The 17,926-nt window shown below is 68.4% G+C and carries 21 protein-coding genes; 12 read left to right on the forward strand and 9 right to left on the reverse strand.

Annotated elements, in window-relative coordinates:
* Window positions 1-18: 18 nt before the first annotated feature.
* Complete coding sequence (locus tag KDB89_RS07440; protein ID WP_255555832.1) at window positions 19-939, reverse strand: 5'-3' exonuclease; 921 nt, start codon at window positions 937-939, stop codon at window positions 19-21.
* Between the two features lie 86 nt (window positions 940-1,025).
* On the opposite strand from KDB89_RS07440, the gene KDB89_RS07445 reads away from it, so the two are divergent.
* The 4 genes from KDB89_RS07445 to KDB89_RS07460 are packed head-to-tail and all read left to right on the forward strand — an operon-like array spanning window position 1,026 to window position 5,178.
* Window positions 1,026-2,297 (forward strand): ion channel protein, encoded by a 1,272-nt coding sequence (locus KDB89_RS07445; protein ID WP_219079777.1) that lies wholly within the window; start codon window positions 1,026-1,028, stop codon window positions 2,295-2,297.
* 34 nt (window positions 2,298-2,331) lie between these two features.
* Window positions 2,332-3,846, forward strand: coding sequence for an apolipoprotein N-acyltransferase (gene lnt, locus KDB89_RS07450; protein ID WP_219079778.1), 1,515 nt, complete (start codon window positions 2,332-2,334; stop codon window positions 3,844-3,846).
* A 31-nt stretch (window positions 3,847-3,877) separates the two neighbouring features.
* On the forward strand, window positions 3,878-4,660 hold the full coding sequence (locus KDB89_RS07455) for a polyprenol monophosphomannose synthase (RefSeq protein ID WP_219079780.1): 783 nt from the start codon (window positions 3,878-3,880) through the stop codon (window positions 4,658-4,660).
* Window positions 4,661-4,665: 5 nt separating this feature from the next.
* Window positions 4,666-5,178, forward strand: coding sequence for an FxsA family protein (locus KDB89_RS07460; protein WP_219079782.1), 513 nt, complete (start codon window positions 4,666-4,668; stop codon window positions 5,176-5,178).
* Window positions 5,179-5,238: 60 nt separating this feature from the next.
* Here the strand turns inward: KDB89_RS07460 and KDB89_RS07465 are convergent, their stop codons facing one another.
* Both KDB89_RS07465 and KDB89_RS07470 read right to left on the reverse strand, forming a co-directional pair.
* Window positions 5,239-5,580: an RNA polymerase-binding protein RbpA gene (locus tag KDB89_RS07465; RefSeq protein WP_219079784.1), complete on the reverse strand. Its 342-nt coding sequence runs from the start codon at window positions 5,578-5,580 to the stop codon at window positions 5,239-5,241.
* 59 nt (window positions 5,581-5,639) lie between these two features.
* Window positions 5,640-6,410: a glycerophosphodiester phosphodiesterase family protein gene (locus tag KDB89_RS07470; protein ID WP_219079786.1), complete on the reverse strand. Its 771-nt coding sequence runs from the start codon at window positions 6,408-6,410 to the stop codon at window positions 5,640-5,642.
* 51 nt (window positions 6,411-6,461) lie between these two features.
* On the opposite strand from KDB89_RS07470, the gene pdxY reads away from it, so the two are divergent.
* The gene (gene pdxY / locus KDB89_RS07475) at window positions 6,462-7,316 is read left to right on the forward strand and encodes a pyridoxal kinase PdxY (RefSeq protein WP_219079788.1); all 855 of its coding nucleotides are present in this window, start codon (window positions 6,462-6,464) and stop codon (window positions 7,314-7,316) included.
* Here the strand turns inward: pdxY and KDB89_RS07480 are convergent, their stop codons facing one another.
* Entirely contained in the window at window positions 7,317-8,861 is a 1,545-nt protein-coding gene (locus KDB89_RS07480; protein WP_219079790.1) for a UDP-N-acetylglucosamine 1-carboxyvinyltransferase, read from the reverse strand.
* Window positions 8,862-8,955: 94 nt separating this feature from the next.
* On the opposite strand from KDB89_RS07480, the gene lpdA reads away from it, so the two are divergent.
* Entirely contained in the window at window positions 8,956-10,356 is a 1,401-nt protein-coding gene (gene lpdA, locus KDB89_RS07485; RefSeq protein WP_219079792.1) for a dihydrolipoyl dehydrogenase, read from the forward strand.
* 200 nt (window positions 10,357-10,556) lie between these two features.
* On the opposite strand, the gene KDB89_RS07490 is transcribed toward lpdA, so the two are convergent.
* Window positions 10,557-11,000, reverse strand: a complete 444-nt coding sequence (locus KDB89_RS07490; protein ID WP_219079794.1) for a PTS sugar transporter subunit IIA — start codon at window positions 10,998-11,000, stop codon at window positions 10,557-10,559.
* A 160-nt stretch (window positions 11,001-11,160) separates the two neighbouring features.
* Here KDB89_RS07490 and KDB89_RS07495 point away from each other — a divergent pair, with 160 nt between their 5' ends.
* From KDB89_RS07495 to KDB89_RS07515, 5 genes are all read left to right on the forward strand, one after another.
* Window positions 11,161-11,403 (forward strand): type II toxin-antitoxin system Phd/YefM family antitoxin, encoded by a 243-nt coding sequence (locus KDB89_RS07495; protein WP_219079796.1) that lies wholly within the window; start codon window positions 11,161-11,163, stop codon window positions 11,401-11,403.
* Window positions 11,400-11,669, forward strand: a complete 270-nt coding sequence (locus KDB89_RS07500; protein ID WP_219079798.1) for a Txe/YoeB family addiction module toxin — start codon at window positions 11,400-11,402, stop codon at window positions 11,667-11,669. Before KDB89_RS07495 ends, KDB89_RS07500 begins: the two co-directional genes overlap by 4 nt.
* 167 nt (window positions 11,670-11,836) lie before the next feature.
* Window positions 11,837-12,469: an MBL fold metallo-hydrolase gene (locus KDB89_RS07505; RefSeq protein ID WP_219079800.1), complete on the forward strand. Its 633-nt coding sequence runs from the start codon at window positions 11,837-11,839 to the stop codon at window positions 12,467-12,469.
* 100 nt (window positions 12,470-12,569) lie between these two features.
* Window positions 12,570-13,268, forward strand: a complete 699-nt coding sequence (locus tag KDB89_RS07510) for a DUF937 domain-containing protein (RefSeq protein ID WP_219079803.1) — start codon at window positions 12,570-12,572, stop codon at window positions 13,266-13,268.
* A gap of 5 nt (window positions 13,269-13,273) precedes the next feature.
* Window positions 13,274-13,843: a DUF4870 domain-containing protein gene (locus tag KDB89_RS07515; protein WP_219079805.1), complete on the forward strand. Its 570-nt coding sequence runs from the start codon at window positions 13,274-13,276 to the stop codon at window positions 13,841-13,843.
* Window positions 13,844-13,861: 18 nt separating this feature from the next.
* Here KDB89_RS07515 and KDB89_RS07520 read toward each other — a convergent pair whose 3' ends face one another.
* The 3 genes from KDB89_RS07520 to KDB89_RS07530 are packed head-to-tail and all read right to left on the reverse strand — an operon-like array spanning window position 13,862 to window position 15,291.
* A complete protein-coding gene (locus KDB89_RS07520) occupies window positions 13,862-14,482 on the reverse strand; it encodes an L-threonylcarbamoyladenylate synthase (RefSeq protein WP_219079807.1) in 621 nt (206 codons plus the stop codon).
* Between the two features lie 33 nt (window positions 14,483-14,515).
* Window positions 14,516-14,935 (reverse strand): TadE/TadG family type IV pilus assembly protein, encoded by a 420-nt coding sequence (locus KDB89_RS07525; RefSeq protein WP_219079808.1) that lies wholly within the window; start codon window positions 14,933-14,935, stop codon window positions 14,516-14,518.
* Window positions 14,932-15,291: a TadE/TadG family type IV pilus assembly protein gene (locus tag KDB89_RS07530; RefSeq protein WP_219079810.1), complete on the reverse strand. Its 360-nt coding sequence runs from the start codon at window positions 15,289-15,291 to the stop codon at window positions 14,932-14,934. The genes KDB89_RS07525 and KDB89_RS07530 overlap by 4 nt, the downstream gene beginning before the upstream one ends.
* A 152-nt stretch (window positions 15,292-15,443) precedes the next feature.
* Here KDB89_RS07530 and KDB89_RS07535 point away from each other — a divergent pair, with 152 nt between their 5' ends.
* Window positions 15,444-16,664: a pyrophosphate--fructose-6-phosphate 1-phosphotransferase gene (locus KDB89_RS07535; protein WP_219079812.1), complete on the forward strand. Its 1,221-nt coding sequence runs from the start codon at window positions 15,444-15,446 to the stop codon at window positions 16,662-16,664.
* A 54-nt stretch (window positions 16,665-16,718) separates the two neighbouring features.
* Here the strand turns inward: KDB89_RS07535 and KDB89_RS07540 are convergent, their stop codons facing one another.
* The gene (locus KDB89_RS07540) at window positions 16,719-17,924 is read right to left on the reverse strand and encodes a YhjD/YihY/BrkB family envelope integrity protein (protein WP_219079814.1); all 1,206 of its coding nucleotides are present in this window, start codon (window positions 17,922-17,924) and stop codon (window positions 16,719-16,721) included.
* Window positions 17,925-17,926 lie beyond the last annotated feature (2 nt).

The raw sequence follows: 17,926 nt of genomic DNA on the forward strand, positions 1-17,926 counted from the left end.
AGCCTCGGGTGGTGGCTCTCAGGACGCGGAGGGCTCCTGGCCGGCTGTGAGGCGGTGGTCGGCAAGCCGCCGCAGCGAGCCGCCAAGGGAGAGAGCCTTCGTCAGGTCGTCCACCCGCCTCTGGTCGACGGGGGTGTACGTAGGCGTGGGAATGGCCAGGTCCCTGACGACCGTGACGACCTCCCTGGCGCGAGCCAGGTAGTCGACGTCGGCCAGCAGTTTCGACCTGACCGACGGCGTCATGGCCGACGCCGGGTCGGCCGCGGCCTCGACCATCGCCTCGAGGGTGGGATAGCGCTCGACCAGCGTTGCTGCACTCTTCTCGCCGATGCCCTTCACGCCAGGCAGCCCGTCGGAGGGGTCGCCCCGGAGCACCGCGAAGTCGACATATCGCCCTGCGGCGAGGTCGTACTTCGCCCTGAGCAGTTCCGGTGTGACGAGCTCGTGCTTGGCCACGCCGCGGGCGACGTACACCACCGACGTATCGTCGTCGACGAGCTGGAACAGGTCGCGGTCGCCGGTGACGACCAGCGTCCGGCCGTCGTGCCGGGCCGCCAGCGACGCGAGGACATCGTCCGCCTCGTGGTGCTTCGCCCCGATGACGGGGATCCCGACGGCCGCCAGGCAGGCCCGGATGTGGGGGACCTGCCAGCCGAGGTCGTCGTCGACCTCCTCCTCGGCGCCGTCCGCCGTCACCTCGGCGACGCGGTGGGTCTTGTAGGACGGGACGAGGTCCACCCGCCACTGCGGGCGCCAGTCGTCGTCCCAGGCGCAGGCGAGCTGATCGGGCCCGTACTGGGTCGCAAGCCTCGAGATGAAGTCCATCGTGCCGCGAATCGCGTTGACCGGGTGCCCGTCGGGGGAGCGGAAGGTGGCGGGCACGCCGAAGAACGCGCGGAAGTACAGGTACGACGTGTCGAATGCCATCAGCGTTGCCATGGCGCAATCGTGACATGTGAGGACACCGGGGAACCTTCCGTTTCGCTCGATTGTCGTCGCCGCTAGGGTGACGCCCAGGAGGTGGCATGGACACCATGAAGGGGCCTTCGCCCGCACAACTGGCCGCGGCCGCCGTCCCGGCCATGGTCGTCGGCCTCGTCTGCGCCGTGCTGCTCGTCCTCGCGGATCTGCTCGCGGAGGTGCTGCACCACGGCTGGTGGGAGGCCCTGCCGTCGCTGCTCGGCATCGATCCCGCCTCCCGATGGTGGATCGTGCTCGTCCTCACGGCCACCGGGGCCCTCGTCGGGCTCGTGCTCTGGAAGGCCCCGGGCCACGGCGGCCACGACACGGCGACGGTGGAGATGGTCTCGCCTCCACTGCCTCTCAGCTCGCTGCCCGGCGTGGCCGCGGTGCTGGTGCTCGGCCTCGCCGGCGGCGTGAGCCTCGGCCCCGAGGGCCCGATCATCATGGTGGCGACCGGGCTGGTCGTCGCCGCCTACCGCCGGCTGCTGCCCCAGGTGCCGATCCCCATGGTCATCGCGATCACCGCCGCGGGCATGCTGGGCGCGATGCTCGGCACACCCATCGCCGCCGCGCTGGCGTGCACGGGAGCGATGGGCGGCAAGGCCGCCGGCAGCCTCTGGGACCGGATGTTCACCCCGCTGGTCGCCGCCGGCACCGGCGCAGTCGGGTACTACCTGCTCGGGGGACAGGCCTGGGGAGGCGCATTCCCCGCCTACGCGCCGCAGTGGATGGACCTGCTGACCGGCACCGCAGTGGCTGCCCTGGGCGCCATTCTCAGCCTCGTCGCTGCCGCAGCCTTCGCCCCCGTCCATGCGCTGTTCCGTCGACTGCGGCACCCGCTGGTCTACGTCACCCTCGGCGGCCTGCTGCTCGGCATCCTCGGGGCGATCGGCGGGCCCATCACCCTTTTCAAGGGCGCCGAGCAGACCGCCGAACTGATCGCGGACCGCGACGCCTACGGTGCGCTCGCGCTGCTCGCGATCGTCGTGATCAAGCTCATCGCCATCGTCATCGCCGGTGCGTCCGGCTTCCGCGGAGGCCGTGTCTTCCCCGCCCTGTTCACCGGCGTCGCGGTCGGGCTGCTGGGCCACACGCTCGTCCCTAGCATGCCGGTCACCCTCGCGGTCGCAGCCGGCGTGCTCGGCGTGCTGCTTGCCGTCAGCAGGGACGGCTGGTTCGCGATCTTCGGCGGAGCCCTGATCGTGGGGGACGCCCACGTGCTTCCGGTCCTGTGCATCATCGTGCTGCCAGCGTGGCTGATCCTGACTGCCGGGCCGGAGATGATGGTCCACGAACCCGCCCCCGCACAGCCGCAGGCGCCCGCAGCCGGCTGACGGCCGACCCGACACGCTCGGGTAGAGTGCCCCCGTGCCGACCCGCCCCACCCTCAACCCGGTCCTCTCGCTCGCCGTCGCCGTCGCCTCCGGGCTGCTGATCGGCGCCGGACAGGCCCCCATGGGGCTGTGGCCGCTGACCATCCTCGGGGTGGCCGGACTCACGTGGCTCCTGATCGACCGCAGCCCCGGGCGAGCGTTCGGCCTCGGCTACCTGACCGGCGCCGCGATGAACACGCTCACGGTGTCGTGGATCTCGGTGCTGGGGGCCGCCGTGGGCGTCGCGCTGATCGCGTTCCTCGCGCTGTGGTGGGGCCTCCTCGGCCTGTTCATCTCTCAACTCCTGCGGCTGCGCTGGTGGCCGCTGCTCGTCCCACCGGCCTTCGTCGCGATGGAGTACGCCTCCGGCAAGGTCCCCTTCGGAGGATTCTCCTGGTCCCGCCTCGGCTACACCGCGGTCGACACCCCGCTGAGCGGCTGGTACGCCTGGATCGGGCTGGCGGGCGTGAGCCTGCTCGTCGCTGTCCTCGGCACGACCCTGCTGTACGTCGCGCTGGATCGGGCCAGGTGGCGCCGCGGAGCGGCCGTGGTCCTCACCCTTTTCGTCGTCGGCGGCCTCCTGAACCTCGTGCCCGGGGCCACCCCCCAGGAGTCCGTCACGGTCGCGATGGTCCAGCCGAACGTCAACCGGAACGAGCACGGCACCTCCAGCTACGCCCGCTCCGTGACCAACAACGCCCTCAGCGAGACCATCTTCGCCGTCGCGACGGCGCGCACGCAGGCCACGGACATCGACTTCGTGCTGTGGCCGGAGAACGCGACCGACGTCGACCCGATCAACGACGCGGAGACCCGCTCGCTGGTGGAGACCGCGGCATCACTGGCGCAGGTGCCCATCCTCGTGGGTGCCGTCACCGACGGCGAGCAGGAGGACACCCGGCAGACCACCAGCATCTGGTGGGACCCGGTCGACGGCCCCGGCTCGACGTACCACAAGCGCGATCTCGTCCCCTTCGGCGAGTGGATCCCCTTCCGTGACTTCCTGCTGCCCCGGCTGCCCATCCTGAAGCAGATCGGGAGACAGTCGATCCCCGGGGACGCACCCGGAGTGGTGACGGCCCCGCTGCCCGGGCACCCGAACCTGCAGATCGGCACCATCATCTGCTTCGAGCTCGCCTACGACGACACGAGCTACGAGACCGTGCTCGCTGGGGCTCAGCTCATCGTCAGCCAGTCCAACACCAATACCTACGGCGGCACGTTCCAGGTGTCCCAGCAGCTCACTATCAACCGCGTGCGGGCGATGGAACTCGGACGGGAGGTCCTCGCCTCGACGCTCAACTCGGTGTCGTCGCCGATCGACACGCACGGCCGGGTGCTGGACCCGACCACCGAGTTCACGTCGGCCACCCGCTTCGCGGAGGTCCCGCTGCGCTACAACGTGAACCTGTCGGTACACGTGGGCCCGGCCATCTCGGTGGGGGCGGGCCTCCTGACGCTCATCGCTTTCGCCTGCGCGGTCGTCATGGGCCGTCGCCGGGCCAAGTAACATGGTGGGACAACCGACACAGAGGAACTTCATGACCAGCGAGGAATCGCTCGACCGGGTGCTCGTCATCATCCCGACCTACAACGAGTCGCAGAACATCGAGAGCATCACGAACCGACTGCGCCGCTCAGTGCCCGACGCGCACATCCTGATCGCGGACGACAACTCCCCGGACGGCACCGGTGACATCGCGGACCGCCTCTCGTCGGACGACGACCACATCCACGTCATGCACCGCAAGGGCAAGGAGGGCCTCGGAGCCGCCTACCTGGCCGGATTCCACTGGGGCCTCGACGAGGGCTACGACATCCTGGTCGAGCACGACGCGGACGGCTCGCACCAGCCCGAGGAACTTCCCCGGCTGCTGCAGGCGATCCGGGCAGGAGCCGACATGGTCAAGGGGTCCCGTTGGGTCAAGGGGGGTTCCGTCGTCAACTGGCCGAAGAGCCGCCAGTTCATCTCCCGCGGGGGGTCGCTCTGGACCCGGCTGTGGCTGGGTATCCCCGTGAAGGACGCGACGGGCGGCTTCAACGCCTTCCGTGCCTCCACGCTGCGCGGCATCAGCCTCGATGAGGTCGCCTCCGCCGGCTACTGCTTCCAGATCGACCTTGTCTGGCGCGCCATCAGGAACGGCTACACCGTCGTCGAGGTGCCCATCGAGTTCGTCGAGCGGGAGTTCGGGGACTCCAAGATGAGCCGAAACATCGTCGTCGAGGCACTGGTCCGCACGACGTTGTGGGGCATCGAGTACCGCGCGAAGCAGCTGTTCTCGATCGGCAGGAAGACCGCCCGCCAGCTGCTCAGGAAGGCGTGACCGGCGTGCGGGAGCAAGGGTCGACGTGGCCCCTCCTGCTTCCACTGCTCGGTGTGCTCCTGATGGTGGGCGCCGAGATCGCGACCCTGGTGTGGGTCGCAGCCGAGCTCGGGTGGTGGACCCTTGCGCTCCTGGCCGGCTCGGCCCTGCTCGGGCTGGCGCTGATCCGCTGGCAGTGGTCGAGGGTGTGGGGCGCCCTGGTGGAGGCCGCCCGCACCGGCCACCTGCCACCCGGCAAGCTCGCCGACGCGTCACTCATCCTCATCGGAGGCCTTCTGCTGCTGATCCCCGGGGTGATCAGTGACGTCTTCGCGCTCCTGCTGCTGATTCCGTTCACCCGCCAGTTCGTGCGTTCCGCGTTCAGCTGGTTCGCGGGGCGCACGCTGCGCAGGGCGGGACAGTCCGGCGCGGTGGTTATCGAGGGCGAGGTCATCACCGGCACGACCGGCCCGGCCGACGACACCTTGATCCCCGGGGTCATCGAGGGAACGGTCGTCGACTCCCGCGACGACGACTGACACCTCGACATGCGTGCCGCCCCGGCCCTACGGCCGGGGCGTCACGCATGTCTCACGGACCTAGTAGATCCGGTCCGACTCCCGCAGCTTGGTCAGCTGCTCGGACAGGATCTCCTCGAGCTCAGGGATCGAACGCCGCTCACGCAGCATGTCCCAGTGGGTCCGAACGGGTTTCGTGACCTTCTCCTCGCCGACGACCCCATCGGAGCGCACAGCCATCAGGCCGCACTTCTTGCATTCCCACTCGGTGGGAAGCTCTGCCTCGACGGAGAACGTGACCTCGAAGTGGTGGCCCTTAGGACAGTCGAATGCGAGACTCTGGCGCTCGGCGAACTCGACGCCCTGCTCATCCTCGAAGGTCTTCGAGCCGAGGCCCACGCCGCGCAGTGCACGATCTGCCATGTTTTCCCCTCCTTCGTCTACTCACAGATGACAACGCCTCAAGACGCCGAAACGTTCCCTCAACGAGTAGACCACATACCCCGTGCACGGAGCACGCCTTTGAGCAGATCAGGCCGGTCGGTCATGATCCCGTCGACCCCCCAGTCGATGAGGCGGTGCATTGTGGTCGGTTCGTCGATGGTCCAGACGTGCACGCGTCGCCCCGTGGAGTGGATGCGTTGAATGTTGCGCGGCGTCACCAGGTCCACGTTGACCGGGCCGACGGTGTACTTCATGGGCATCTGGAAAACCTGCCCGTTGGGGGGCATGGTGCCCATCGCCAGGGCCGCGACGCCGACGGTCGAGACCGCGGTCGGGACCTGCGTCAGCCCGGCCCGGAAGCGACGGATCGAGGTGCGGCTGAACGAACCGACGCACACCCTCCGCTCGGCGGAGTGCCGACGGATGGCGTCGATCAGCGGCAGCATGGCGGTCGGCTGCTTGATGTCGATGTTGAAGTTGATGTCGGGAAAGGTGTCGAGAAGCTCGTCGAGCGAGGGGATCGGTTCCCGGTCGCCGACACGCAGCTCCAGTACCTCGTCCAGCGGCAGGTCGGACAACGAGCCTCTGTAGCCCGTCACGCGCTCGAGGTCCGCGTCGTGGAAGGCGACGAGATGCCCGTCGGCCGTGACGTGCACGTCGGTCTCCAGGTAGGTGAAGCCGAGCGCGACGGCGTTGCTGAATGCCCTGACGGTGTTCTCGATGCCCAGGTTCGCGGTGAGCAGCGCGCCGCCCCGATGCGCCATCGCAATGAACTTCGGAGCGAGGTAGTCCGTGTGCACCTGTGCCATGAACCGGGAGTCTAATGCCGGGCCTTCGTCGGCAGTGCAAGGATGGTCATCATGACCACCGTGCTCTCGATCCAGTCTGCCGTCGCCTATGGCCACGCCGGCAACTCCTCAGCCATCTTCCCCCTGCAGCGACTGGGCGTCGACGCATGGCCCGTCTACACCGTCAACTTCTCCAACAACACCAGCTACGGTTCCTGGCGCGGCCCACTGCTGCCCGCCACCGACGTGTGGGAGGTCGTGCAGGGCATCGACGACCGCGGCGTGCTCGACCAGGCCGACGCGCTGCTGTGCGGCTACCTCGGCACACCGGAGGTCGGCCAGGTGATCCTCGACTCGGCCGCACTGGTCAAGGAGCGCAATCCCCGCGCGGTCTTCTGCGCCGACCCCGTGATGGGCGACGTCGGCCGCGGCTTCTACGCGCGTCCCGGCATCCCTGAGTTCTGGCGCGACAGCGTCGTGGAGAAGGCGGACATCATGACGCCGAACCTCTTCGAGCTGGAGTTCCTCGTCGGCCGGAGCACGTCGACGCTGGCCGAGGTCGTCGAGGCGGCCGCCGAGCTGCGGACCCGCGGCCCGGAGACCGTCGTCGTGACATCGGTCGTGGGGGAGGGCATGCCCGACGATGTGGTCCGCATGCTGGCCCTCGGGGACGACGGCGCCTGGATTGTCGAGACCCCGCTGATCGAGCGCACCTTCACGGGTTCCGGTGACCTGACCACCGCCATGTTCCTGGCCCACTGGCTGCGTGACAAGGACCTCGGCGGCGCACTCGGCGCGACCGCGTCGATCGTCTACTCCGTTCTGGAGGCGACCGCGTCCGCCGGGCACCGCGAGCTGCGGCTCGTCGCGGCACAGGAGGACATCGTCGCGCCGCGCCACCGGTTCGAGGCGACGCGCCTCAGCTGATCAGTCGTCGGAGTCCGGGGTGCCCCAGAAGATCCTGATGTTGGCTCCCAGCGCGTTGAGGCGGTGAGGCAGGTCCTCGTAGCCGCGGTTGATGACGTAGACGTCCATCAGGTTCGTGGTGCCGCGGGCCGCCATGGCGGCGAGCAGGACACACACCGCGGGGCGCAGCGCCGGGGGAGTGTCGATGTCGCGACCGCGCCACTTCGTCGGGCCGATGATGAGCAGCCGGTGGGCATCCATCAGCTGAATGTTGGCACCGAGCTCCGACAGCTTGGACAGGTGGATCGCACGGTTGTCGTAGACCCAGTCGTAGATGACGCTCTGCCCGGTCGCCGTCGCGCAGATGACGGCGAAGAACGGCAGGTTGTCGATGTTCAGTCCCGGGAACGGCATCGGGTGGATCTTGTCGAGCGGCGCCCGCAGCTCCGACGGGATGACGGTGACGTCGACCAGCCGGGTCTTGCCGTTGAGGCTCGGGTACTCGGGGGAGACGACGAACTGCTGGCCCATCTCCTCGAGGACGGCGAACTCGACCTCGAGGAACTCGATGGGGCAGCGGCGCACGGTGATCCCGGAGCGGGTCACGATGCCGGCCGTCAGGAGGCTCATCGCCTCGATCGGGTCCTCGGAGATGTGGTACTCGACGTCGGCCGAGATGTGCTCGATGCCGCGGATGGTCAGCGTCGTGGTGCCGATGCCGTCGACCTCGACGCCGAGGCGCTGCAGGAAGAAGCACAGGTCCTGGACCATGTAGTTGCCCGAGGCGTTGCGGATCACGGTCACCCCGGGGATGCCGGCGGCGGCCATCAGGGCGTTCTCGGTGACGGTGTCGCCGCGCTCGATGAGCGTGATGCGCCGCTCCCGCGGGCGCTGGTCGGCGACGGTGGCGTGGTAGGCGCCCTCGGTGGCCTCGACCGTCAGGCCGAAGCGCTGCAGCGCGGCCAGGTGCGGGTGCACCGTGCGGGCGCCGAGGTCGCAGCCGCCGGCGTAGGGGAGGCGGAAGTCGGCGAACTCGTGCAGCAGCGGGCCGAGGAACATCAGGATGGAACGGGTGCGTCGCGCGGCGCGCTCGTCCATGTCGTCGAGGGTCAGCACGTCGGGGCGCACGATCTCCAGGTCGTTGCCGTCGCCCATCCAGGTCAGCTGCACGCCGATGGAGGCGAGCACCTCGCAGATGCGGTCGACCTCCTCGATGCGGGCGATGCCTCGCAGGACGGTGCGGCCGTGGTTCAGCAGACTGGCGCACAGCAGCGCCATCGCAGCGTTCTTGGAGGTGCGCACGTCGATCTCGCCGGACAGCGTGGTGGGGCCCTCGATCCTGAGGTTCACGTCGCCCTGCGTGGCCGTCTGGATGAGCGGCATCTCGAGGGCCTCGGCGAGCCGGTTGATCATGCTGAGCGACAGGTTCTGCTGCCCGGTCTCGATGCGGTGCACCGCGCTCTGTACCGTCCCGAGCTCGTCGGCGAGCCGCTTCTGCGACCAGCCGCGGGCCGTTCGCCCGTCGCGGATCATGCGACCGACAGATTCACTCGTTGCACTGCTCATACCCAGCAGACTATCTCATGGATGAGATAAGGCCACATCCTAGCTCCGGCCGCAGTGTCCAAAAGTCCCGCCCGGCATGGCTAGAGTGAGCCCCATGAGCTCTGCATACGATGTCGTTGTCCTCGGCGCCGGCCCCGGTGGCTACGTAGCCGCCATCCGCGCCGCCCAACTCGGCCTCAAGGTCGCCATCATCGAGAAGCGCTACTGGGGCGGTGTCTGCCTCAACGTCGGCTGCATCCCGACCAAGTCCCTGCTGCGCAACGCCGAACTGGCGCACATCTTCACCCATGAGAAGGACACGTTCGGCATCGAAGGCGACGTCACCTTCAACTACGGCAAGGCCTTCAAGCGCAGCCGCCAGGTCTCGGAGCGGATGACCAAGGGCATCCACTTCCTGATGAAGAAGAACAAGATCGACGAGATCAACGGCTGGGGCACCTTCGTCGACGCCAACACCATCGAGGTCGTCGGGGACGACGGCTCCAAGCAGAGCGTCACGTTCACCAACGCCATCGTCGCGGCCGGCGCCACCACCCGCATGCTGCCCGGCACTTCGCGCTCCGCGAACGTCGTGACCTACGAGGAGCAGATCCTCTCCGACGCCGTGCCCGGCTCCATCATCATCGGCGGTTCCGGCGCCATCGGCACCGAGTTCGCCTACGTGCTCAGCCAGTTCGGCGCCAAGGTGACGATCGTCGAGTACCTCGACCGCATGGTGCCGACCGAGGACGCGGAGATCTCCGCCGAGCTCGCCAAGGCATACAAGAAGCTCGGCATCACGGTGCTGACCTCCACCAAGGTCGAGACGATCGAGGACACCGGTTCGGGCGTGCGGGTCACCGTCAGCCCGGCCGCCGGGGGATCGTCCCAGGTCCTCGAGGCCGACCGCTTCCTCTCGGCCGTCGGCTTCGCGCCGCGCGTCGAGGGCTACGGCCTGGAGAAGACCGGCGTCGCGCTGACGGAGCGCAAGGCGATCGCGATCGACGACTTCATGCGCACCAACGTCGGCAACATCTACGCCATCGGCGACTGCACGGGCAAGATGATGCTGGCGCACACCGCAGAGGCCCAGGGCATCGTCGCGGCCGAGACCATCGCCGGCGTCGAGACGCACCCGATCAACTACGACATGATCCCGCGCGCCACCTACTGCCAGCCGCAGGTCGCCTCGTTCGGCTACTCGGAGCAGCAGGCGAAGGACAAGGGCTACGAGGTGAAGGTCGCCAAGTTCCCGTTCGCGGCCAACGGCAAGGCCTGGGGGCTTGGCGACGGCGGCGGCTTCGTGAAGATCGTCGCGGACGCCCGCTACAACGAGATCCTCGGCGCCCACATGATCGGCCCCGACGTCACCGAGCTCCTGCCCGAGCTGACGCTGGCTCAGGCCTTCGACCTGACCGCCGACGAGGTCGCGTCGAACATCCACGCGCACCCGACGCTGTCGGAGGCCATCAAGGAGGCCGCGCACGGCATCGCCGGCCACATGATCAACTTCTGATCGGCCCCGCCAGCGGGCGACTGCGACGCAACGCGACTCGGCCCGGGCCTGATGGCCCGGGCCGAGTGCCGTGTGTGGGGAGTCGCGATGAGCACGACACACTTGTCGTTGCGTCTGGCAGCGTTCACATAGGCGTTTCGGGCCGACGAGCAGGAGGATGTGCTCATCGAGACCCGGTCAGTGACGGTGACCGGAGGCGCTCAGACGGTGAAGATCGGGTCACCGGCGACGACGTCGGTGCCGTTGGCCAGCGGCGTGATCGAGTCCGGCGCGTGGTCCATGGCCACGACGACGACGGTCGTACTGATCTCCGGGTCGTCGATGTCGCCGGGAACCCAGGCGACGACGGGGGAGCCGGCCTTGACCGTCGCGCCCTTGGCTGCGAGCACCTCGAAGCCACGGCCCTGGAGCCGCACCGTGTTGATACCGATGTGCACCAGGATCCCGACCTCGCCGTCGACCAACAGGATGAACGCGTGCGGGTCGACCTTCAGGAGCATCCCGTCGGCGGGCGCCACGACCTCGGCATATCCGGGGGGCGGGTTGATGCCGACACCCGGCCCGACGACCTGTCCTGCGAACGTCGGGTCACCCACCTCGGTGATCGGGATGACATGGCCTGCGCACGGGGCAAGTACCTGCATGGGTGAACCTCGGTTCTACATCGATGCCTGCCAGCGACCTTAGCGCCGGCGCGACACCGCGGGAAGATCCCCGGAAGCGGGAGCGGTCTTCGGATCATCATTTCCCACCCACCCGGCCTTGACGTACGCCAAGGCGTACGCTTGAGCGCAGGAGGTCATCATGACGGCAATCAGCGCAACCAACGCACGAGCGAATCTCTACCGACTGATCGACCAGGTGAACGAGGAGTCCGAGCCCGTGACCATCACGGGGCAGCGCGGAAACGCTGTGCTGATCAGCGAGTCAGACTGGCGCGCCATCCAGGAGACCCTCGCCCTGGAGTCGATTCCCAGGCTCGGCGACTCGATCCGGCAGGCCCGCAGTGAGGGCGTCAGCGCCGGCACCACGGAACTCGACTGGTGAGCGACGACTGGACACTGGTCCTTTCCCGCGCCGCACAGAAGGACGCACGGAAGCTGGCGGCATCAGGGCTGAAGCCCAAGGCGCAACACCTTCTCGAGGTCATGAGCTCCGATCCATTCGCCACGCCGCCTCGCTACGAGAAGCTGGTCGGCGATCTGGCAGGCTGCTATTCACGACGGATCACCATCCAGCACCGGTTGGTCTACGAGGTGTTTCCCGAGGACCACGTGGTGCACGTACTGCGCATGTGGACGCGCTACGAGTAGGCCGGGGAAGGACTGGCGACCCTCTCAGGGGTACGGTCCCGCGCAAGTCCGATAAGCCACATTATGTCATTCTGTCGTCGGGATCCTCATCACCCCCGTGCCTTCCGCGGCCGGCGTGAAGGGTCACATCTCCCCTCCGCCGGCCACCCAGCGACTATCGTTGGCTCATGCTGAAGTTCACACTCCACGGTCACGCCTGCCTGAGCATCGTCGCTGACGACGCCAACGTGCTCGTCGACCCAGGTGCCTTCAGCAAGCTCGACGACGTCGGCCGCCCGGACGCGATGCTCATCACCCATCAGCACGCCGACCACGCCGAGCCCGGCTATCTGGCGCAGACCAGCTCCCCGATCTACGCCCCGCGCGACGCCATCGACGTGCTGCGCGACCAGGGCATCCCCGAGGAGCGCCTCAACGTCGTCGAGGATGGCGCGGTACTGACGTTCGGGTCACTCAGGATCACCGCAGCCGTCGGGGACCACGCCGTCATCTACCCCGGGATCCCCACTCCCCTGAACGCCAGCTACCTGGTAGACGGCCGACTCCTGGTCCCCGGCGATGCCTTCCCGCACATCGGCGACCCCGATTCAGTCGAGCATGTCCTCATCCCCATCGCTGGTCCCTGGCTGAAGCTCGCCGACGCCATCGACTTCGCCCAGCGCTACCCGTCGGCCAAGGCCCACCCCATCCACGACGCCCTGCTCTCGGCCCCCGGGATCGGGCTCGCGGACAGGATCCTCGACGGTGTGCTCGGCGAGCGATTCTCCCGGGCGCGACCTGAGGTCCCGATCGAGATGTGAGGTCCGGCCCCGCCGGCACGGAGCCCCGCCTGGTTGGCCCTCACTGGTCCTAGCGTGATCCTCGAGCGCCATCAGAAGCGCGCAAGGAAGGGAGACATGCATGTCAGACATCCAGGATCTTCTGGAGCAACTGCCCATCGATCAACTGGCCACGCAGGTCGGGGCGAGCCCTGCCGAGGTCCGGCAGGCCGTGCAGAGTGCGCTCCCCGCACTCCTCATGGGCATGGACGCCAACGCCCAGGATCCCGCGGGCGAGGCGTCCCTGGCGAGGGCGGTCAGCGGACACAGCCCGACCCTGCTCCAAGGCGGCGTGAACGTCGGTGACATCGACGTCTCGGACGGGGAGAAGATCACCCGCAACGTCTTCGGCGACAACGAGCAGGCGGTCGTCTCGAGGCTCGGCTCGGCCACCCCCGCAGACGAGGGCCTGATCTCCAAGCTCCTGCCCATGCTCGCCCCGATCGTCATGGCGTGGCTGGCAGGCAAGCTGATGAATGTCGACAAGGGCCAGTCCTCAGGTTCCTCCGCGGGAGGCGGGATCCTCGGCGGGCTCCTGGGATCGATCCTCGGCGGCGGGGCCGCGGCCTCGTCCGACACCGCGCAGCCGACGTCCACCTCCGGCGGGGTCTTCAAGACACAGACCGAGTCGGCCTCGACGACGGGCGCCCCCACCATCCCGATGCCCGACACCTCCTCGTCCACAACGGTCACCACCTCGGGCGGCGGACTGGGCGACCTCCTCGGCGGCAGCATCCTCGGCGGCCTGCTGGGCGGCCTGCTCGGCGGCGGAAAGCGGTGAAGGCCATGAGCACGCATCCCGAGCCCGACGATCAGCAGATCGGTCGCGACGACCTCACCCAGCCCGTCGACGATCCGACGGTGCCGCCTGCCCCTGCACCCGAGCAGCAGGAGGCCGAGGAGCAGCGAGAGGCCAGCGCTCCTCCCCCGCAGCAGCAGGCCAACTACGCTCCGCCGCCCCGGGCCGAGTACTCTCCCCCGACAGGCCCGCCCGGCCCGCCCCCCGGCTACACAGCGCAGCGGGTGCCCGCCTACTCCGCTGACTCGACGTTGACCAACGTGCAGCTCAACTACTGGCTCACGGCCATCTTCGGCTGGCCGGCCGTGATCTTCTGGGCCATCGACAAGGACAAGACCCCGCTCCTGGACGACCACCTCAAGGAGGTGCTGAACTTCGGCATCGTCCGCGTCATCGCAGGGGTCATCTGGGCGATTCCGGTCGTCGGGTGGATCCTCGGGGCCATCGCGAGCATCGCGACGCTGATCATCGGCATCATGGGCGCCCTCAACGGGCCGGACGCCTACAAGGCAGGCCAGCAGTACCGCTACCCCTGGAACTTCCGCTTCATCAGCTGACGCTGGGCGCCGGCCCCGTCATTCGAACGGGGTCGGGTCCCCCGCGCCGACCCGCGCGACGATGGGCTCGTCTCCGGTCAGGTCGACGACGGTGGTCGGGTCCACGCCGCAGTCGCCCGAGTCGAGGACGGCGTCGACCTCGTGGTCGAGGACCTCCTTGATCGTCCATCCGTCGGTCAGCGGCTCGTCGTAGTCAGGCAGCAGCAGCGTCGAGCTCAGCAGCGGCGCCCCGACGGTCTCCAGCAGCGCCAGCGTGGTGCGATGGTCCGGGATGCGCACGCCGACGGTGTGCTTCTTCGGGTGCTGCATCATCTTCGGGACCTCGCGCGAGGCCCGCAGGATGAAGGTGTAGGGACCGGGCGTCACGGCCTTGACCGCTCGGAACACCCAGTTGTCCATCTCCACGAAACGCCCGAGCTTGGCGAACTCGTCGACCACCAACGTGAAGTGGTGCTTGGCGTCCAGCCTCCTGATCCTCCTGATGCGTTCGATGCCGTCGGCGTTGCCGAGCATGCAGCCCAGCGCGAAGCAGGAGTCGGTGGGATACGCGATCAGACCACCGTTCTCGAGGATGCGCGTCGCCTGCGCCAGCGCCCGGGGCTGAGGGTTGACCGGATGCACGTCGAAGTACTGAGCCATGCCGCAAGGCTAGCGTCGTGCGACTTCACAAGGTCACTTGCCACGCAGGGGATCGACCGGAGAGTCGTGCGAGCCCGCCACCCTCACCGATCCGGGCACGAACGGCAGGCTCACGTCCCCCAACCCGACGGTGCAGGTGGCGGTGACCGACACCGTCGCAAACTCCCCCAGCTCGCGCGCCACCCCTGACGCGTCGACCGTGAGCCCTGTGCTCAGGCAGTCGATCCCGCGTTCCCCCAGCGACCGCTCCAGGGCCTCGCCGGCCGCAGTCTGGGCCGCAGCGACGCTGCGCTCGAGGGAGGCGGCCCGCGCCGCGGCTGCCACCGCGGCCTCGACATGCTGGTCGGCGATCGCGATGCGGGCCAGCGTCAGCAGCAGGCCGACGAACAGCACGACGGCTGGCAGGATGAGCGCCGTCTCCACCGACGCCGACAGCCCCCGCTCGTCCCTCACGGGGCCGTCACCCGCTCCGTCGGCGAGGTTGCCTCGGCGACGACCTCGTAGGGGAAGATCACGGCGACGGCGCGGCCACGGACCACGGAACTTGTGATCGTGGCCCCCTTCTCGACGCGGACGCTCGCCCGACTGAGCGACCCGTTGGACAGGGCCCGCTCCCCCGCGGCGAGCCCGTCGGCCTCGCGGGCCCCGTGCAGGGCCGCGGCCGCGGCCGACTCCTGGGCCGCCGAGATCGCCGTCGACTGCGCCCAGCTGATCAACGCCCACTGGAGGAGCAGCAGGAAGATGCCGATCAGGAGCGGCAGCAGCACGGCGAGCTGCACCGACTCGCTCATCCCCCGCTGGTCAGACATGCGCACCATCCTCCCGCCGCCTCGGGTCACCTCGGGCGCCGACGCCGACCCTGTGGACGGGCGGGTCGCGTGACCCGTCGGGAAGCTGTCCGTCGCCGTGCAATAGGCTGGGGTCTGACGCGTTTGCGTCGCAGACTCACGAAAGGACACTCATGGTCAAGAAGGTAGCCATCCTCACGGCCGGCGGCTTCGCTCCCTGCCTTTCCTCGGCGATCGGCGGGCTGATCGAGCGCTACACGCAGGTTGCGCCGGAGGTGGAGATCATCGCCTACCGCCACGGGTACCAGGGCCTCCTCAAGGGAGACTTCCTCGTCGTCACGGACACCGTCCGCGCCAACGCGGCGCTGCTGCACAAGTTCGGCGGCTCCCCTGTCGGCAACTCGCGTGTCAAGCTCACCAACGCCGCAGACCTCGTCAAGCGCGGGCTCGTCGCCGAGGGTGAGAATCCCCTGAAGGTCGCGGCCGACCGCCTCGTCGCCGACGGCGTCGACGTCCTGCACACCATCGGCGGCGACGACACCAACACGACCGCAGCCGACCTGGCCGCCTACCTCGCCGAGCACGACTACGGCCTGACCGTCGTCGGCCTCCCGAAGACCATCGACAACGACGTCATCCCGATCCGTCAGTCGCTGGGCGCCTGGACCGCCGCCGAGCAGGGTTCGGTGTTCGCGCAGAACATCGTTGGCGAGCACAACTCCGGCTCCCGCATGCTCATCGTGCACGAGGTCATGGGCCGCCACTGCGGCTGGCTGACCGCCGCGACCGCGCAGAAGTACCGCGAGTGGCTCGACACCCAGGAGTGGCTCCCCGAGCTCGGCCTGAGCAGGGAGGCCTGGGACGTCCACGGCGTGTACGTTCCCGAGGGCGTCATCGACATCGCCAAGGAGTCCGAGCGCCTGAAGAAGGTCATGGACGAGGTCGGCAACGTCACGATCTTCCTCTCCGAGGGCGCCGGCCTCGACGCCATCGTCGCCGAGCTCGAGGCGGACGGCGAGGAGGTCCCGCGCGACCCCTTCGGCCACGTCAAGCTCGACAAGATCAACCCCGGCGCCTGGTTCGCGTCGAAGTTCGCCGAGAAGCTGGACGCCGAGAAGGTCATGATCCAGAAGTCCGGCTACTTCGCCCGGTCCGCCGCCGCGAACGACGCCGACCTCGCGCTCATCAAGCAGTGCACCGACCTCGCCGTCGACTCCGCGCTGCGCGGTGAGCCCGGCGTCATCGGCCACGACGAGGAGAACGGCGACGTCCTGACCGCCATCGCGTTCGACCGCATCAAGGGCGGCAAGCCGTTCGACATCAACCAGGACTGGTACACGGACATGCTGGCCGGCATCGGTCAGGAGTTCCCGGTGCAGACCGAGGCCCACTGACCCTGAGCGCCCCGACGCCGGCCACCCCTCGCGGGTGGCCGGCGTCTGTGCTTGTCAGCTTCGCTTCGAGAAGCGGCTGAGGAGGCTGATGAGCAGGGCGCCCAATCCGAGTCCGGTGGCGGTGCCGATGCCGTAGCCCACCGCGAGGTTCGTCTGCATGCCTCGACGTGCCACGCCTTGGCGGACATAGGCGTCGGGATCGGGCTCGGGCACCCGGGTGACCGGCTCGCGCAACTCGTCGGCGTTGTGCCGCCCGGCGAACCGCATGGTCGGCCCGATGGGCGTCGCCGCGACGACGGTGGATGCCGGGACATCGATGAACTTCGTCGGGTCCGGGCTGTCCAGCAGGGCTCGAGCCCTCTCAGCCCGCCGGTCCGCCCGCTCGCCGCGCCAGACCTTCTCCGTGCCCACCCACGACGCGGTCATGAGGATCAGCGTGGCCAGCACGTTGAACAGCAGCATGAAGATGATGATGTTGCCGAAGATGGCGGCCGACACGTTGCCCGACATCAGCCGCACGAGGATTCCGACGAGCGACTGCAGCACGGTGGCGCCCAATGCCCCGATGAGGGTGCCGAACAGCCAGGTCCGTGGCGCGGCAGGTTCATTGGGCATCACGATGAACAGGAAGGCGAACAGCAGCCAGCAGGCCACGAACGTCCCGAGGACCGCCACGATCCGCACGAGCGGCTCGATTCCGGGAACGTCCTGCCAGCCGAGCCACGCGATCACCTGGGTGGAGAAGCTGGTTCCGATGGAGGACACGCCGAGCCCCACGCCGATGCAGGTGATCAGGCCGAGGAAGATCAGCAGGTTCACGCCAAGCTCGATGACGAAGTTCTTCTTCCCGATCGCGTCCTCGAAGGTCTCGGACCACATGACGCGCACGGCGCGCTTGAGGTTCCCCGCCCATTTGGATCCGGAGTAGGCGGCGGTGAAGAGTGCGACGATGCCGATCGACTGCCAGTTGCTCAGCGCCTGGTCGATCACACTGGTCAGCGCCGTTGCCAGGTCGTTCGCGTCGCCGAGCTGCTCGTCGATGTAGGACTTCAGCTGGTCGAGCATGTCGGGACGCAGGACCGTGAGGGTGAGTCCGAGCGTCGAGAAGGTGAGCATCAGGATGGGGATCAGCGACAGCACCGAGAAGTAGGTGACACCGGCGGCGAACTGCGCGCCGAGGCGCTGACCGTAACGTGTGTTTGCGCTCATGGCGTGGGCCACGACGGGGCGGTCGATGGTGCGCGCTATCCAGTCCTTCACCG

It is taken from the genome of Tessaracoccus palaemonis (assembly GCF_019316905.1).
GTDB classification, from domain to species: Bacteria; Actinomycetota; Actinomycetes; order Propionibacteriales; family Propionibacteriaceae; genus Arachnia; species Arachnia palaemonis.

Coding starts and splice junctions, on each gene's coding strand:
- KDB89_RS07440 (WP_255555832.1), bottom strand. CDS start 939: ATGGCAACGCTGATGGCATTCGACACGTCGTACCTGTACTTCCGCGCG.
- KDB89_RS07445 (WP_219079777.1), top strand. CDS start 1,026: ATGGACACCATGAAGGGGCCTTCGCCCGCACAACTGGCCGCGGCCGCC.
- KDB89_RS07455 (WP_219079780.1), top strand. CDS start 3,878: ATGACCAGCGAGGAATCGCTCGACCGGGTGCTCGTCATCATCCCGACC.
- KDB89_RS07465 (WP_219079784.1), bottom strand. CDS start 5,580: ATGGCAGATCGTGCACTGCGCGGCGTGGGCCTCGGCTCGAAGACCTTC.
- KDB89_RS07470 (WP_219079786.1), bottom strand. CDS start 6,410: ATGGCACAGGTGCACACGGACTACCTCGCTCCGAAGTTCATTGCGATG.
- pdxY (WP_219079788.1), top strand. CDS start 6,462: ATGACCACCGTGCTCTCGATCCAGTCTGCCGTCGCCTATGGCCACGCC.
- KDB89_RS07480 (WP_219079790.1), bottom strand. CDS start 8,861: ATGAGCAGTGCAACGAGTGAATCTGTCGGTCGCATGATCCGCGACGGG.
- lpdA (WP_219079792.1), top strand. CDS start 8,956: ATGAGCTCTGCATACGATGTCGTTGTCCTCGGCGCCGGCCCCGGTGGC.
- KDB89_RS07490 (WP_219079794.1), bottom strand. CDS start 11,000: ATGCAGGTACTTGCCCCGTGCGCAGGCCATGTCATCCCGATCACCGAG.
- KDB89_RS07495 (WP_219079796.1), top strand. CDS start 11,161: ATGACGGCAATCAGCGCAACCAACGCACGAGCGAATCTCTACCGACTG.
- KDB89_RS07505 (WP_219079800.1), top strand. CDS start 11,837: ATGCTGAAGTTCACACTCCACGGTCACGCCTGCCTGAGCATCGTCGCT.
- KDB89_RS07510 (WP_219079803.1), top strand. CDS start 12,570: ATGTCAGACATCCAGGATCTTCTGGAGCAACTGCCCATCGATCAACTG.
- KDB89_RS07515 (WP_219079805.1), top strand. CDS start 13,274: ATGAGCACGCATCCCGAGCCCGACGATCAGCAGATCGGTCGCGACGAC.
- KDB89_RS07520 (WP_219079807.1), bottom strand. CDS start 14,482: ATGGCTCAGTACTTCGACGTGCATCCGGTCAACCCTCAGCCCCGGGCG.
- KDB89_RS07530 (WP_219079810.1), bottom strand. CDS start 15,291: ATGTCTGACCAGCGGGGGATGAGCGAGTCGGTGCAGCTCGCCGTGCTG.
- KDB89_RS07535 (WP_219079812.1), top strand. CDS start 15,444: ATGGTCAAGAAGGTAGCCATCCTCACGGCCGGCGGCTTCGCTCCCTGC.